Here is a 14,118-nt window from a genome sequence, read left to right as displayed (position 1 = left end):
CCATGAAGTCGAACACGCGGCCCGCGCGCATCCTGCACCTGCACAGCACCTTCGACCTTGGCGGCAAGGAGGCGCGGGCGGTGCGCCTGATGAACCATTTCGGCCAGGCAGCGCAGCACACGATCCTCACTGCCGTGCCCGATGCGCTCGGCGCGCGCGCGGCGATCGCGCCCGGCATCCGTGCCGATTTTCCGAACAACGCGCCGTCGCTGGCGGGCAAGCCGAACCTCGCGCGCTACCGGAAGTTCGCCGACTATTTCGCCAATTTCGACCTGATCCTGAGCTATAACTGGGGCGCGATGGACGGCGTGATGGCGCGCACCATCTTCAACTCGATCACGCCGCTGCCCCCGGTCATCCACCATGAGGACGGGTTCAACCAGGACGAGGCGGTCAAGCTCAAGCTCAAGCGCAACTGGTTCCGCATGGTGGCCTTGGCGCGCACTGATGCGCTGGTCGTGCCTTCGCACACGCTGGAGCAGATTGCGCTCAAGGTGTGGAAGCAGCCCGACAGCCGGGTGCGTCGCATCTCCAACGGCATCGATGTCTCAGCCTATGCCAAACGCCCGCAAAAGGGCGCGATCCCCGGCTTCCAGCGCCGCGATGGCGAGATCGTGATCGGCACATTGGCGGGGCTGCGCGCGGTCAAGAACCTGCCGCGGCTGGTTCGCGCGGTCGCCGCGCTCGATCGGCCGGTGCGGCTGGTGATCGTCGGCGAGGGACCCGAGCGCGCGGCGATCGAGGCGGAGGCCGCGCGTCTCGGCATCGCCGACCGGCTGCTGATGCCCGGCTTCCTCAAGAACCCCGCGCGCTATGTCGGCCTGTTCGATATCTTCGCGCTATCGTCAGACAGCGAGCAACAGCCGATCTCGGTGATGGAGGCCATGGCGGCGGGGCTGCCGGTGGCCGCGCCCATGGTCGGCGATGTCGCGCATATGGTCGCGCCCGACAATGCGATGCTGCTCGGCGAGCCGGGTAGCGAAGCGGGGCTGATCGACAACCTGCGACGCCTGGCCGAAGACCCGGCGCTGCGCACCGCGCTCGGCAACGCCAATCGCGCGAAAGCCGAGGCCGAGTTCGACGAGCGCCTGATGCTGGATCGCTATGCCGCGCTTTACGGCCGCGCGATGGGCAGGCCCGAATTCGGGCGCTGAAAGCGCGCGTCAGCTCCGCATGATCGCTTCGGCCGCGTCGCTCGCCAGCCGGTCGGCGCGTTCGTTTTCGGGATGGCCGGCATGGCCCTTGACCCAGTGCCATTCGACCGTGTGGCGGGCGACTGCGCCGATCAGTTCGTGCCATAGATCGGCGTTGCGCACCGGCTTTTTCGAGGCGGTCTGCCAGCCGTTGCGCTTCCAGCCATCGACCCATTTGGTGATGCCGTCCTTCACATAGCTGCTGTCGGTATAGAGCAGCACATGGCAGGGCTCGATCAGCGTATCGAGCGCGCGGATCGCCGCCATCATCTCCATGCGGTTGTTGGTCGTGTCGCGCTCGCCGCCCGACAGTTCCTTTTCGTGGCGTCCATAGCGGATGATCGCGCCCCAGCCGCCGGGGCCGGGATTGCCCTTGCACGCGCCATCAGTGTAAATCTCGACCGTCTTCATCTCTGCTCTATCCATGCCCCAGACCGATGGACCGGTCAGCCGAACAGCCCCGCATGCGCCGGGTCCGCATAGAATGTCAGCCGCCGGGCAAAGGCCATCGGATCCTTGCGCGTCACCAAAGCATCGGGCGGCGTATTAATCCAGTCATAAGCGCGGCTCAGCGTGAAGCGGAGCGCCGATCCGCGTGCCAATATGGGAAGCGCCTGTATTTCCTCGGGATTCAGCGTCAGATTGGCGTGATATCCCTGCAAGAGCGCATCCGATACGGCCGATTCGAAGCTGCGGCCATCGGGCGAGAAGCACCAGGCGCTGTGCGTCACTGCAAGGTCATAGGCGCGCGCATCGCGGCACGAGAAATAGAAATCGATCAGCCCGGAAACACGATCGCCCAGCATCAGCACATTGTCGGGGAACAGATCGGCGTGGATCACCGATTGCGGCAGGTCATGCGGCCAATGTGTGGAGAGAAAGGCCAGCTCGCTCTCCACCAGGCCCTCCAGCGCCGGATCGATCTGCTGCCACTGCCCTGCACATCTGCCTGCCAGATCGTGCCAACTGGCAAGCCCCATGCTGTTGGCCCGCGCGCCGCGGAAGTCCGCGACCGCATGGTGCATCTTCGCCAGCGCCTCGCCCGCCGCATATGCCTGGGCCGGGCTGGGGGCGGTCAGCGATATGCCTTCGAGAAACTCGATCAGGCAGGCGGGCCGTCCGGCAAGCTCGCGGATCTGCACGCCGCTCCGATCGGCAATCGCGCGCGGCACGCGGCAGCCGCGCGCGGCCAGATGGTCGAGCAATGCCATGAAGAACGGCAGGTCCTCCGGCGCGACGCGCTTTTCGTAAAGCGTCAGGATGAAGCGGTGGCCATCCTTGCCACCGCGCGTCTCGACCAGGAAATTGCTGTTCTCGACGCCCTCGGCAATGCCCTTGAAGCTGATCAGCTCGCCGGTGTCATAGTCGTCCAGAAACCGCGCCATCATCTCGGCGCTGACATGCGTATAGACAGCCATCAGGCAGCATCGGCCTCACTGGCCAGCGCGCGCGGCAGCTTGAAGGTGATGCGCTCGTCCACCGTCTTGACCCGCTCTTCGGAGACGTCGAAATGGCGGCCCAGCATGTCCACGACCTCGCGCACCAGGATTTCCGGTGCGCTCGCCCCGGCGGTGAGACCCAGCGTCTTGACGCCCTCGAACCAGCGCAGTTCGATCTCGACCGCGCGCTGGATCAGCTTGGCGCGGGTACCTTCGCGCTCGGCAACCTCGACCAGACGCAGCGAGTTGGAGCTGTTCGGCGCGCCGATCACCAGCACCAGATCGCAATCATCGGCCATCACCTTGACCGCAGCCTGGCGGTTGCTGGTGGCGTAGCAGATGTCCTCTGCCTTGGGGCCCTTGATCGCCGGATAGCGCTCCTTCAGCGCGGCGATGATCTCGGCCGTATCGTCGACCGACAGCGTGGTCTGGGTGAGGAAGGACAATTTGGTGTCATCCTCGAACGCCAGCTTGGCGACATCCTCGACCGTTTCGACCAGGGTCATGTGGCCCGGCTCGACCTGGCCGAAGGTGCCGACCACCTCGGGATGGCCCTTGTGGCCGACAAAGATGATGTGGCGTCCTGCCTCGACCTGGCGCTCGGCCTGGCGGTGGACCTTGGAGACCAGCGGGCAGGTCGCGTCGAGATAGTTGAGCCCGCGCTCGGCCGCCTTGTGCGGCACCGCCTTGGGCACGCCGTGCGCGGAAAAGACGACGGGCACGCCATCGGGCACCTCGTCCAGTTCCTCGACAAACACTGCGCCCTTGGCCTTCAGGCTGTCGACGACGAACTTGTTGTGCACGATCTCGTGCCGGACATAGACCGGCGCGCCATATTTGTGCAGCGACAGTTCCACGATCTCGATGGCGCGATCAACCCCTGCGCAAAAGCCGCGCGGCGATGCGATCTTGACGAGAAGCGGAGGCTTGGCGGTTTCGCTCATGTTCAGAAAGGCTTTCGTAGTTCGTCAGGACTCTTAGGCGAAGCGGGGGCTGGTGGGAAGCCTGTCCCGGCAAGCCTGCCCATATTGCGCCGGGCAGATGCGCCAAATCTGGCCGTTGCGCCGGGCGGCGTCGGCAGATAAGGAGCGATGCACTGTGGCCTCGAAGGATTTCTGTTTGCATATGCCCAATCTGCCCATCAAACCGTCGATCGCCATCATGGGGGCGGGGCTTGCGCTGCTCGGTCTTGCGGGCTGCGCCGAAAAGAACCAGCTGGTGGTGGATACGGGCGTGGGCGTTACGTCCTCGCTATCGGCCTGCCCCAATACCGCGATCCCCGAACATACCGGCGACGTAACCGTGTTCAATCCGCCGAGCAGCCGCGATGCCGCTGCGATCGACGTCGTTGCCACCATCACCAATGTGCGTCCGGCCTGTGACGAGACCGGCGCGGAAATCTATGCGACCGCCACGTTCGACGTGCTGGCGCGGCGCAGCGACAACCGGGGCGCACGGACGGTGACGCTGCCCTATTTCTCGACCATCATGCGCGGCGGCAACACCGTGGTCGCCAAAAGGCTGGGTTCGGTGACGCTCAATTTCGCCGATGGCGAATATCGCGCGCAGGCCCAGGCGAGCGGTGCGGGCTATATCAACAAGGCGGCAGCGACGCTGCCCGAGGATATTCGCGAACGCATCACCCGCCGCCGCAAGTCGGGCGACCCCGATGCGGCGATCGATCCGCTGTCGATCCCCGAGGTGCGCACCGCGTTGCAGCGCACCAGTTTCGAACTGCTGATCGGCTTTCAGCTGACCCAGGAACAGCTGCAATATAACGCGACCCGATGAAGTTCACGCAGTCCTCTCTCCTTCAGGGGAGAGGATACATGGCCTTGTCAGCTTGCTGACCTAGGCCGTGTTGGAGAGGGGAGCCGCGTTGGCGGTTCGCTCTTGCCCCTCTCCGACTGTGACTAGGCCTGCAAGCAGGCCAAGTCTCGTTGTCCTCTCCCCTGAAGGGGCGAGGAGTTTGGATGACAAGGCCAACACCATGACACTCTACACCCGTTTCACCCAGCATCTGCATGAAGCGCTCGACGCGCTGGAAGCCGCCGGTACGCTCCCCGCGGGGCTGAATCGCTCAGCCGTGACCGTCGAGCCGCCGCGCGATGCGGCGCATGGCGACCTTGCCACCAACGCCGCGATGGTGCTCGCCAAACCCGCGGGCACCAATCCGCGTGCGCTGGCCGAGGCGCTGGCGGCGGAGCTGCGCAAGATCGAGGCGGTAACCGGGGTCGAGATCGCGGGGCCCGGCTTCCTCAACCTGCGCCTTGCGCCCTCGGTCTGGGCGGACGAACTCCATGCCATTGCGGCGCTGGGTGCGGATTATGGCCGTTCGCAGCTCGGCGCGGGCAAGACGGTGAATGTCGAATATGTCTCGGCGAACCCGACGGGTCCGATGCATATGGGCCATTGCCGCGGCGCGGTGGTCGGCGACGCGCTCGCAACCCTGCTCGAATATTCGGGCCACAAGGTGATCCGCGAATATTATATCAATGATGCCGGCGGCCAGGTCGATGTACTCGCGCGCTCGGTGCATTGGCGCTATCGCGAGGCGCTGGGGCTAGAAAGCGGCGAGATGCCCGAAGGCCTGTATCCGGGCGACTATCTGGTGCCGCTGGCCAAGGAACTCGCCGCCGAGCTCGGTGATGTGCAGGCCAATGCGCCCGAGAGCGAATGGCTCGTGCCTTTCCGCAAGCGCGCGGTCGCCGCGATGATGGACATGATCCGCGCCGATCTCGCGCTGCTCGGCATCCATCACGACGTGTTCGCGTCCGAAGCCGATCTGCAGGCGGCGGGCAAGCCCGAGGCGGCCGAAGCCGTGCTGCGCGACAAGGGCCTGGTCTATGACGGCGTGCTCGAAGCGCCCAAGGGCAAGGTGGCCGAGGACTGGGAGCCGGTCGAGCTGCCGCTGTTCCGCTCGACCGCGTTCGGCGACGATCAGGATCGCCCGATCCGCAAGTCGAACGGCAGCTGGACCTATTTCGGCGCGGACCTCGCTTATCATTTCCAGAAGCTGCAGGATGCCGACGAGCTGATCGACATCTGGGGCGCGGACCATGCCGGCACGGTCAAGCGGATCAAGGCGGCGGTCGCGGCGCTGACCGATAATGCGGCGCGCTTCGATGTGAAGCTCGTCCAGATGGTCAAGCTGATGCGCGGCGGCGAGCCGCTCAAGATGTCCAAGCGCGCGGGCAATTTCGTGACCCTCGCCGATGTCGTGAACGAGGTCGGCAAGGATGTCGTGCGCTTCACCATGCTGACCCGCAAGGCCGATGCGCAGATGGAATTCGACTTCGAAAAGGTGGTCGAGGCCTCGAAGGACAATCCGGTCTTCTATGTGCAGTACGCGCATGCGCGCATCCATTCGATCCTGCGCAAGGCCGCAGGCGAGGGGCTTGCGCCCTCTGCCGATCATCTCGAAAGCCTGGGCACCGAAGAGCAGGCGCTGGTCGCGCTCGCGGCGCAATTCCCGCGCATCGTCGAAGCTGCAGCGCTCAACCGCGAGCCGCACCGTATCGCCTTCTATCTCGGCGATCTGGCAGCGGCCTTCCATGCGTTCTTCAATCTGGGCAATGATCGCACCGACAAGCGTATCGTTCTGGCGCATGATCCTGCGACCAGTGGCGCAAGGCTTTTCATGGCGGCGAATATCGGGCAAGTCATCGCCAACGGCCTGGGTCTGATGGCGGTGGAGGCGGCGACGCAGATGTGATGCCGCGCCCGCCGAGGCCAGGCACTTGTGCGAATATGGGGCGGATCGATGAGCAACCGGCTGGATGATGGCATGGATGGCGAGCTGAGGGACCAGCCATTGGGGCTGGATGCTGACGACGATCGGCTGCCCTGGCTGGAATCGGTCGATGACGTGCCCTCGAACGACGGCAATGGCGCCCGGATTCTCGGATTTGTCCTGATGGGCCTGGTCGGGCTGTCGATCGTGCTCGCGGCGGTCTACTGGCTGGGCGGATCGGGCAGCGCGCCCGAAGGCGATGGCAGCCTGATCGCCGCGCCCGAGGGCGACTACAAGGTGCGCCCCAAGGACAGTCAGGAACAGAAGGTCGAAGGCACGGGCGATTCGAGCTTCGCGGTCAGCCAGGGCGAGCAGCCGACCGGTCAGCTGGCCGATGCGGCTGGCGCGCCGCCGCCTGCGGGCAGCGCGCTGGTGCAACTGGGTGCCTATACCGACGAGGCCAGCGCGCTCGACGGCTGGGGCAAGCTGACCCAGCGGCACGAGGTGCTCTCGGGTCTCAACCGGCGCATCGTCCAGGCGACGGTCGATGGCGGCACCGTGTTCCGGCTGAGCGTGGTGCTCGACACCCCCGCCAGTGCGAACCAGGTTTGCGACCAGCTGAAGAAAGCTGGGCAAAACTGCCTCGTCGTGCGTTGATTTCCCGAGCGGTCCGGTCGTAAACCGGGGCACATGAAGCCCGTTATCTTCGGCCTTGCCGGCCACAGCCTGTCGCCTGACGAAGCCGCCTTTTTCAAGGACAGCCAGCCTGCGGGCTATATCCTGTTCGGGCGCAATATCGACACGCGCGCGCAGGTCCGCGCGCTGACCGATAGTTTGCGCGATCTGCACGGCGATGACCGGCTGCCGATTCTGATCGACCAGGAAGGCGGGCGCGTCTCCCGCATGAAGCCGCCCGAATGGCTCGCCTTTCCGCCGGGCGGTGCCTTCGACAAGCTTTATGACATTGCACCGGCAAGCGCGATCGAGGCGGCGCGGGCCAATGCCGAGGCGCTGGCGCTCGATCTGGCCGAGGTCGGCATCACCGTCGACTGCCTGCCGCTGCTCGATGTCGCGATTCCCGGTGGCACGCCCGCGATCGGCGACCGCGCGCTGGGCCAGGAACCGCTGCGCGTGGCTGCACTCGGCCGCGCGGTGCTCGACGGGCTGAAGCGCGGCGGCGTGCTGGGCACGATCAAGCACATGCCGGGGCACGGCCGCGCGATGGTCGACAGCCATATGGAACTGCCGCGCGTCACCGCGAGCGAGGACGAACTCGAGCAGGACATCGCCCCGTTCCGTGCGCTCAACCAGGCCGAGATCGGCATGACCGGCCATATCCTGTTCGAGGCCTGGGACAAGGAGCGGTGCGCCACGCATTCCGAGTGGATCATCGAGAACATCATCCGCAAGCGCATCGGCTTTGACGGTCTGCTGCTGAGCGACGATCTCGACATGAAGGCGCTTGCGGGCGAGGTGCCCGACCGCGCGGCGCGCGCGATCGACGCGGGCTGCGATATCGCGCTCAACTGCTGGGCGCGGATAGACGAGATGATCGGCATCGTGAACGCGCTGCCCGACATTTCGGAGGCGTCGCGCGCACGGCTCGATCGGGCCAGGGCGGCGATCAATCCGGTAACCGACTGGTCGCATCAGGCCGAGCTGATCGCCCGGCGCGACGCGCTGCTGGCACTGGCGTGAACGAGACCGATCTCATCACCGGTGCGCCGCCATCGGCGCTCGCTCCGGCGGATGGCGACTATATCTTCTTTCGCGAACCCGTGCCCCCAGCCACCGCGGCGGCCGAGGCGCTGCTGATCGATGTCGACGGCTGGGAAGGCCCACTCGACCTGCTGCTCGATCTCGCGCGGCGGCAGAAGGTCGATCTGCGCCAGATCTCGATCCTCGAACTCACCAACCAGTATCTCGGTTTTATCGAGAGCGCGACCAGCCTGAAGCTGGAACTGGCCGCCGATTATCTCGTCATGGCGGCCTGGCTCGCCTATCTCAAATCCGCGCTGCTGCTGCCCGGCGATCCCGAGGTGGAACCTTCGCCCGAAGAGCTGGCGCTGCGGCTGCAACTCAGGCTCCAGCGGCTCTCGGCGATGCGCGAGGCGGCGGCGCGGCTGCTGGGGCGCGACAGGCTGGGGCGCGATGTCTTTGTGCATGGCCAGGCCGAGGGCTTGCGGCTGCTTACCCGCACCCGCCACGATTGCTCGCTATTCGACCTGCTCGCCGCTTATGGCCGCGTCAAGCAGCGCAGCGAGCCGGTGGTGCACATGGTCAAGTCGCGCAAGGTGATGACGCTGGAAGATGCGCTGGCACGTCTCTCCTTCATGCTCGGCACCGCGCTCGACTGGACCGAACTCAGCGCCTTTCTGCCCGAGACCGCCGATCCGCAGCTCAAGCGCTCGGCCAAGGCCTCGACCTTTCTCGCATTGCTCGAACTGGCGCGGCAGGGGCGGGTCGAGCTGGCGCAGGAAGAGGCCTTCGCGCCGCTGCAGGTGCGCCGGGCGGGATGACCGCGCCCGATCCCATCGTGCGGGCAGTGGAAGCAGCGCTGTTCGCGGCGACCGAACCGCAGACGGCGGAGCAATTGCGCGCGCAGATCGGCGAGGAGGCCGATATTGCGGGCGCGCTCGAGCGGCTTGCCAGCGACTATTCGGGCCGCGGGGTCGAACTGGTGGAGCGCGGCGGGCGCTGGCATTTCCAGACCGCGCCCGATCTCGCCTGGCTGCTGCGGCGCGAGACCGAACAGACGCGCAAATTGTCGCGCGCCGCGACCGAGACGCTGGCGATCATCGCCTATCACGAGCCGGTCAGCCGCGCCGAGATCGAGGCGATTCGCGGCGTGCAGGTCAGCAAGGGCACGCTCGACGTGCTGATGGAAGAGGGCTGGGTCGCCCCTGCCGGACGCCGCGAGGTGCCGGGACGGCCGCTCATCTACGCCACGACGCCTGCGTTCCTCACCCATTTCGGCCTCGCCAGCCGCCGCGATCTGCCGGGGCTGGAAGACCTCAAGGCCGCCGGGCTGCTCGATCCGGTCGATCTGGCGCTGGAAGGCGCGCTGGCCACCGACGACGGCGAGGAAGGCGATGACCATTCGTCGGATGAAACCGATTCATTGCTGGAAAAGCCGGGCGAGGGGGACTAGATAGCCGCCGAGGCCTTCAGGAGATTTGCCATGGGATCCTTCTCCCTGATGCACTGGGTTATCGTGCTGATCATCATCGTCCTGCTGTTTGGCGGCGGACGCATTTCCTCGATCATGGGTGACGTTGCCAAGGGCATCAAGAGCTTCAAGAAGGGCATGGCCGATGACGAGGACGAGCCGGTTCAGCCCAAGCGCCCCGTCGCGCAGATAGAGGCGACTCCGGCGCGCACCATCGACGGTACGGCAACGACCACGACCGAAGAGCGCAAGCCTGGTTGATTTTGGGGCCGACCCGTCGCACCGGCCCGCATGAAGGCGTGACCATGTCATGATGGACATCGGATCGACCGAATTGCTGATGATTGTCATCGTGGCGATCGTGGTGATCGGCCCGAAGGACTTGCCGCGCGCGCTCTACAAGGTGGGGCAGGTGATCGGCAAGGCCAAGGGCATGGCGCGCCATTTCCGCAGTGGCATCGACGCGATGGTGCGCGAGGTCGAACTCGAGGAAATGGAAAAGAAGTGGAAGGCGGATAACGAGCGCATCATGCGCGAATATGCCGCCGCCAATCCCGCTGCGGCTCCGGTTTCGGCGCCCGCATCCGAACCGGCCCCGGCGATGGAACCGCTGCCCGAAACCCCTGTGGCCATCCCTGCGCCCGCCACACCGGTGACCGAGGGCGAAAGGTGAGCGCCACCGATGACGATATCGACGCCTCGCGCGCGCCCTTGCTCGATCATCTGATCGAGCTGCGCCAGCGGCTGGTCCGCTGCGTCATCGCGCTGCTGGTCTCGTTTGGCATCTGCTTCTATTTTTCCGAGCACATCTTCTCGTTCCTTGTCGTGCCGCTGAAAGAAGCCTTTGGCGATGGCGGCGGCAAGCTCGTCTATACCAAACTGTACGAGGCATTTTTCGTGCAGGTGAAAGTGGCGATCTTCGCGGCGTTCTGCCTGTCGTTCCCGGTGATCATGAACCAGCTCTGGGCGTTCGTCGCGCCCGGGCTCTACCGGCAGGAAAAGCGTGCGCTGCTGCCCTTCCTGTTCGCGACGCCAGTGCTGTTCACCGCTGGCGCGGCGCTCGCCTATTATGTCGTGATGCCGACGGCCTTCCATTTCTTCCTGAAATTCCAGGGACAGGCGGGCGGACTTTCGATCGAAGCGCTGCCCAGCACCGATGCGTATCTGTCGCTGGTCATGCAGTTCATCCTCGCCTTCGGGATCAGCTTCCTGCTGCCGGTGCTGCTGATGCTGCTCAACCGCGCCGGCATCGTCAGCCGTGCACAGCTGATCAGCCTGCGCCGCTACATGATCGTCGCCGCGTTCATCGTCGCGGCGGTGCTGACCCCACCCGATGTCGTCTCGCAGCTGATGCTCGCGATCCCGCTGGTCCTGCTCTACGAGCTCAGCATCCTCGCGATCTGGTTCACCGATCGCAAGGCGGTGAAGGACGCGCCTGCCGAGGACGCCGAAGCCGAAGCGCCAGCGGCTGCCCAGTCGGAACCCGCCGAATAGCCTATTTGCGCAAGGCGTCCACGCACGCCGCGCGATCGACCGACTGGCCGTCCTTGCGCCGCGCATCGACATAGGTCGCGACCTGCGTTCCGCCCGATCCTTCAGGATAGAGAAACACGTCGAGCACGCATGCATTGCCGACGAATTGCAGCTTGCGCGCATCGAATTCGCGCACGTCGAGCCGGGGCGTGCCGAACATCCGCTCGAGATCGCGCTGCCCCTTGCCCAGCACCGCCTCCAGCCCCTTGGTCGGCAAGGTCGTGCTGCGCGCCGGGAGCGTGGGACGCACCGGTGCAACCGCCTTTTGTGGCGCGGCACAGGCGGCCAGCCCGACGCTGAGCGCCAGCACGACAGGATAACGCATCAGACCTTCCCCCCGGCCGCGCGCTGGTGAAAGAGGTGCGTGGCCATCGCGGCGGCTATAATCGGCGCGAGCAGATTGACCAAGGGTACGAGCAGCAGCAGGTTGGCAATCAGCCCAAGCACGAAACGGCTGGTCCGGGATGCGCGCTCTTGCGCCAGATGCGGGTGCCGCGCGGCCACCATCTCGTCGAGATCGCGTCCCACCAGCACCGCGTTCACGCCCAGGAACAGCATCGGCGCGCCGACTCCGGTGAACAGCAGGATGAGCGCAAAAGGCAGCGCGATCGCATTGTACAGCAGAGCGCGGCCGAGGCTGCGTAAGGCCATCGCGATCGAAGGGCCGATCGGCAGGTCGCGCGCGCTGGCGGCGGCTTGCGGGTAATGCCTGCGCTCCACCGCGATGACGATGCGGTCGGCGAACAGTTGCAGCACCGCGATCGCCACGACGCGCCACCAGAACCAGAAGGCGATGATCGTCGCCACCGCCGCCAGTACGCCGGTCCATGCGGCATAGCCGGACAATGGCCCGCCATATTCCGCCATCACCCAGGCGAGGCCCTGCCATAGCGCCCATCCGGTAGCGACGAAGATCAGCACCGCACACAGAATCGTCCAGAACAGCGCGCCCAGGATCGCGCGGTCGCCTAGCTGGCCCAGGCTCTTGAAAAACGCGTTCAGCATCATGGCCGGTGTCGGACAATTCCCGCCCCCGGTCAATCGCGCCGCATTCGGGCTTGAACCGCTGGCTTCAAGTCGATAGGCGCGCGGCAACCGTTTTTCCGCCAGATCGAAAGCACAGCCTTCATGACCAGCCCCCGTTTCGACGTCCTCGCCATCGGCAATGCCATAGTCGACGTGATGGCCCCCGCCGATGATGCGCTGCTGGCAAAGGAAGGCCTGACCAAGGGTGGCATGATGCTGATCGACGCCGATCGTGCGACCTCGCTCTATGCGGCGATGGGCCCGGCGCAGGAAATCAGCGGCGGTTCGGCGGCGAACACGCTCGCAGGCATGGCGGCGATGGGTTGCAAGTGCGCGTTCATCGGCCAGGTCGCCGACGATCAGCTCGGCGAAGTGTTCGCGCATGACGTGCGCGCGCTCGGCATCGATTACGCGACGCCCGTGCGCGCCGGAAGCGACGTGCCGACCGCGCGCTGCCTGATCCTGGTGACGCCCGACGGCCAGCGCACGATGAACACCTTCCTCGGTGCCTCGCAGTTCCTGCCCGCGAGCGCGCTTGACGCCGCGATGATCCAGGAAGCGGCGGTGCTGTATCTCGAAGGCTATCTCTGGGACCCCGAAGAGCCCCGCGCCGCGATGCGCGCCGCGATCGACGCCGCCCGTTCGGCAGGCCGCAAGGTCGCCTTCACCCTGTCCGACGCCTTCGTGATCGACCGCCACCGCGCCGATTTCCTCGATCTGCTGGGCAACGGCCAGATCGACATCCTGTTCTCGAACGAGGCCGAAATCTGCTCGCTCGCTGAGGTCGACGATTTCGAGGCGGCGGTCGCCACCGTCTCGGCCAAGCTGCCGACCCTGGTCGTGACCCGCAGCGAAAAGGGCGCGATCGCGATCCACGAGGGCCAGCGCTATGCCGTCGCCGCCGAGCCGATCGACAAGGTCGTCGACACCACCGGCGCGGGCGACCTGTTCGCCGCCGGTTTCCTGGCAGGCCAAGCGCAGGGCCGCGATGTCGAAACGTCGCTGCGCATGGGCGCCATCGCCGCCGCCGAGATCATCTCGCACTTCGGCGCACGGTCTTCGGCGGATTTGAAGGCGCTGGTGGCTCAGAAGCTGGGTTGAGGGTGCAAGAGTCCGTGGGTGATCGCCGGACCGTTGGCCAAATTGGAATAATAGCCGGAGGTCGCAGTTTTCTGCGGCTGTTGGTCATGTCTGCCGTAAGAAAGGACTTAGGTAAGTTCGATCTGTGGCAACAGGAGAGATTTGGCAGGCTTTCGGGAATTGAGTTGTTGCGGTAATTCGCAAGCCGTGAAGGCTTAGCGCTTGTTCTTTGCCGACCGCTCAGCCTTATCGAGCGCTCGTAGGTCGCGCCATTTCTGAATTTCAAATTTTATTGAAAGCCAAAAGACGAATGCCTCAAAAATGGCTGTAAGTCCCAGTGCCAGATATAGATATGGGGCTGGCGCAGCCGAAGGCGGTCCTTCAAAAACAGGTTCCAGGAGAATGATTGGGGTTAAGCCGATAAGCATAGATATTACCGGCCGTCCCCAAAACTTCATCTCTCTCTCAATCAAATGCGAAATTGATCTCAGAATGCTCACGGTCCGCACTTCCTTGGTGCTCCAATTTCTTGCGTAGGCATACACGCGATGTGCCCATCCGCAATGGCGTCGTTCCCAGTGGGGCGGATTTTTTTTAAAAGCGCTCCCAAAATTACCACCAACGTCGCTCAGCCTGAGCCTGTCACAGGCCCCGCTATATGGCCACCGTGGGCAAGGGGCCATTAACGGTCGCGGGTTGTGCCCACTGTCCAGGCTGAGCGGGAGGACCTGTTGATTTTCCGTTTGCCTGCGCAGGCAGGCAGGCATCCATCTCCTGCCCTCGCACTTGATCGCAACCTTCAGGAGATGGGCCCCTGCCTTCTCAGGGGATCGGGTGATGTGGCGGGCGGGAAGCGTTCCCCTCCATGTCTTCGCGAAACATCTGTTCACGCGGAGACGCGAACGGCGGTTAAGCCCTCTCCCCTTAGGAGGGAGGGTTGGGAGG

Annotated in this window: 16 protein-coding genes; 11 read left to right on the top strand and 5 right to left on the bottom strand. The window is 65.1% G+C overall.

Annotated elements, in window-relative coordinates:
• Positions 1-2: 2 nt before the first annotated feature.
• On the top strand, positions 3-1,154 hold the full coding sequence (locus AX725_RS02680; protein WP_060978060.1) for a glycosyltransferase family 4 protein: 1,152 nt from the start codon (positions 3-5) through the stop codon (positions 1,152-1,154).
• Between the two features lie 9 nt (positions 1,155-1,163).
• Here the strand turns inward: AX725_RS02680 and rnhA are convergent, their stop codons facing one another.
• The 3 genes from rnhA to ispH are packed head-to-tail and all read right to left on the bottom strand — an operon-like array spanning position 1,164 to position 3,576.
• Positions 1,164-1,604 (bottom strand): ribonuclease HI, encoded by a 441-nt coding sequence (gene rnhA / locus AX725_RS02675; protein WP_060978059.1) that lies wholly within the window; start codon positions 1,602-1,604, stop codon positions 1,164-1,166.
• 35 nt (positions 1,605-1,639) lie between these two features.
• The gene (thrB, locus tag AX725_RS02670) at positions 1,640-2,611 is read right to left on the bottom strand and encodes a homoserine kinase (protein ID WP_060978058.1); all 972 of its coding nucleotides are present in this window, start codon (positions 2,609-2,611) and stop codon (positions 1,640-1,642) included.
• Positions 2,611-3,576, bottom strand: a complete 966-nt coding sequence (gene ispH / locus AX725_RS02665; protein WP_066114379.1) for a 4-hydroxy-3-methylbut-2-enyl diphosphate reductase — start codon at positions 3,574-3,576, stop codon at positions 2,611-2,613. The genes thrB and ispH overlap by 1 nt, the downstream gene beginning before the upstream one ends.
• Positions 3,577-3,757: 181 nt before the next feature.
• On the opposite strand from ispH, the gene AX725_RS02660 reads away from it, so the two are divergent.
• The 9 genes from AX725_RS02660 to tatC all read left to right on the top strand — a co-directional run bounded on the left by AX725_RS02660 (position 3,758) and on the right by tatC (position 11,028).
• Positions 3,758-4,423: a hypothetical protein gene (locus AX725_RS02660; protein WP_060978056.1), complete on the top strand. Its 666-nt coding sequence runs from the start codon at positions 3,758-3,760 to the stop codon at positions 4,421-4,423.
• A gap of 199 nt (positions 4,424-4,622) precedes the next feature.
• Positions 4,623-6,347, top strand: coding sequence for an arginine--tRNA ligase (gene argS / locus AX725_RS02655; protein ID WP_060978078.1), 1,725 nt, complete (start codon positions 4,623-4,625; stop codon positions 6,345-6,347).
• A 48-nt stretch (positions 6,348-6,395) separates the two neighbouring features.
• The gene (locus AX725_RS02650) at positions 6,396-7,022 is read left to right on the top strand and encodes an SPOR domain-containing protein (RefSeq protein WP_060978055.1); all 627 of its coding nucleotides are present in this window, start codon (positions 6,396-6,398) and stop codon (positions 7,020-7,022) included.
• Positions 7,023-7,055: 33 nt separating this feature from the next.
• Positions 7,056-8,063: a beta-N-acetylhexosaminidase gene (gene nagZ, locus AX725_RS02645; RefSeq protein ID WP_060978054.1), complete on the top strand. Its 1,008-nt coding sequence runs from the start codon at positions 7,056-7,058 to the stop codon at positions 8,061-8,063.
• Positions 8,060-8,884 (top strand): segregation and condensation protein A, encoded by an 825-nt coding sequence (locus AX725_RS02640; protein WP_082731373.1) that lies wholly within the window; start codon positions 8,060-8,062, stop codon positions 8,882-8,884. Before nagZ ends, AX725_RS02640 begins: the two co-directional genes overlap by 4 nt.
• The gene (gene scpB / locus AX725_RS02635; protein WP_060978053.1) at positions 8,881-9,516 is read left to right on the top strand and encodes an SMC-Scp complex subunit ScpB; all 636 of its coding nucleotides are present in this window, start codon (positions 8,881-8,883) and stop codon (positions 9,514-9,516) included. The genes AX725_RS02640 and scpB overlap by 4 nt, the downstream gene beginning before the upstream one ends.
• A gap of 30 nt (positions 9,517-9,546) precedes the next feature.
• Positions 9,547-9,795 (top strand): twin-arginine translocase TatA/TatE family subunit, encoded by a 249-nt coding sequence (locus AX725_RS02630; RefSeq protein WP_060978052.1) that lies wholly within the window; start codon positions 9,547-9,549, stop codon positions 9,793-9,795.
• 49 nt (positions 9,796-9,844) lie between these two features.
• Positions 9,845-10,207, top strand: coding sequence for a Sec-independent protein translocase protein TatB (gene tatB / locus AX725_RS02625; RefSeq protein ID WP_060978051.1), 363 nt, complete (start codon positions 9,845-9,847; stop codon positions 10,205-10,207).
• Entirely contained in the window at positions 10,204-11,028 is an 825-nt protein-coding gene (tatC, locus tag AX725_RS02620) for a twin-arginine translocase subunit TatC (RefSeq protein WP_060978050.1), read from the top strand. The genes tatB and tatC overlap by 4 nt, the downstream gene beginning before the upstream one ends.
• A 1-nt stretch (position 11,029) precedes the next feature.
• Here tatC and AX725_RS02615 read toward each other — a convergent pair whose 3' ends face one another.
• Both AX725_RS02615 and AX725_RS02610 read right to left on the bottom strand, forming a co-directional pair.
• Positions 11,030-11,392: a hypothetical protein gene (locus AX725_RS02615; protein ID WP_060978049.1), complete on the bottom strand. Its 363-nt coding sequence runs from the start codon at positions 11,390-11,392 to the stop codon at positions 11,030-11,032.
• Positions 11,392-12,075, bottom strand: a complete 684-nt coding sequence (locus AX725_RS02610) for an EI24 domain-containing protein (protein ID WP_231729253.1) — start codon at positions 12,073-12,075, stop codon at positions 11,392-11,394. Before AX725_RS02610 ends, AX725_RS02615 begins: the two co-directional genes overlap by 1 nt.
• Positions 12,076-12,195: 120 nt before the next feature.
• Here AX725_RS02610 and AX725_RS02605 point away from each other — a divergent pair, with 120 nt between their 5' ends.
• Positions 12,196-13,194: an adenosine kinase gene (locus tag AX725_RS02605; protein ID WP_060978048.1), complete on the top strand. Its 999-nt coding sequence runs from the start codon at positions 12,196-12,198 to the stop codon at positions 13,192-13,194.
• The last annotated feature ends 924 nt before the right edge of the window (positions 13,195-14,118 follow it).

This window comes from Blastomonas sp. CCH9-A1, from assembly GCF_001557175.1.
Classification (GTDB): domain Bacteria; phylum Pseudomonadota; class Alphaproteobacteria; order Sphingomonadales; family Sphingomonadaceae; genus Blastomonas; species Blastomonas delafieldii_A.
Note: the sequence above shows the minus strand (reverse complement) of the source record. Positions and strands in the feature narration are given on the sequence as shown.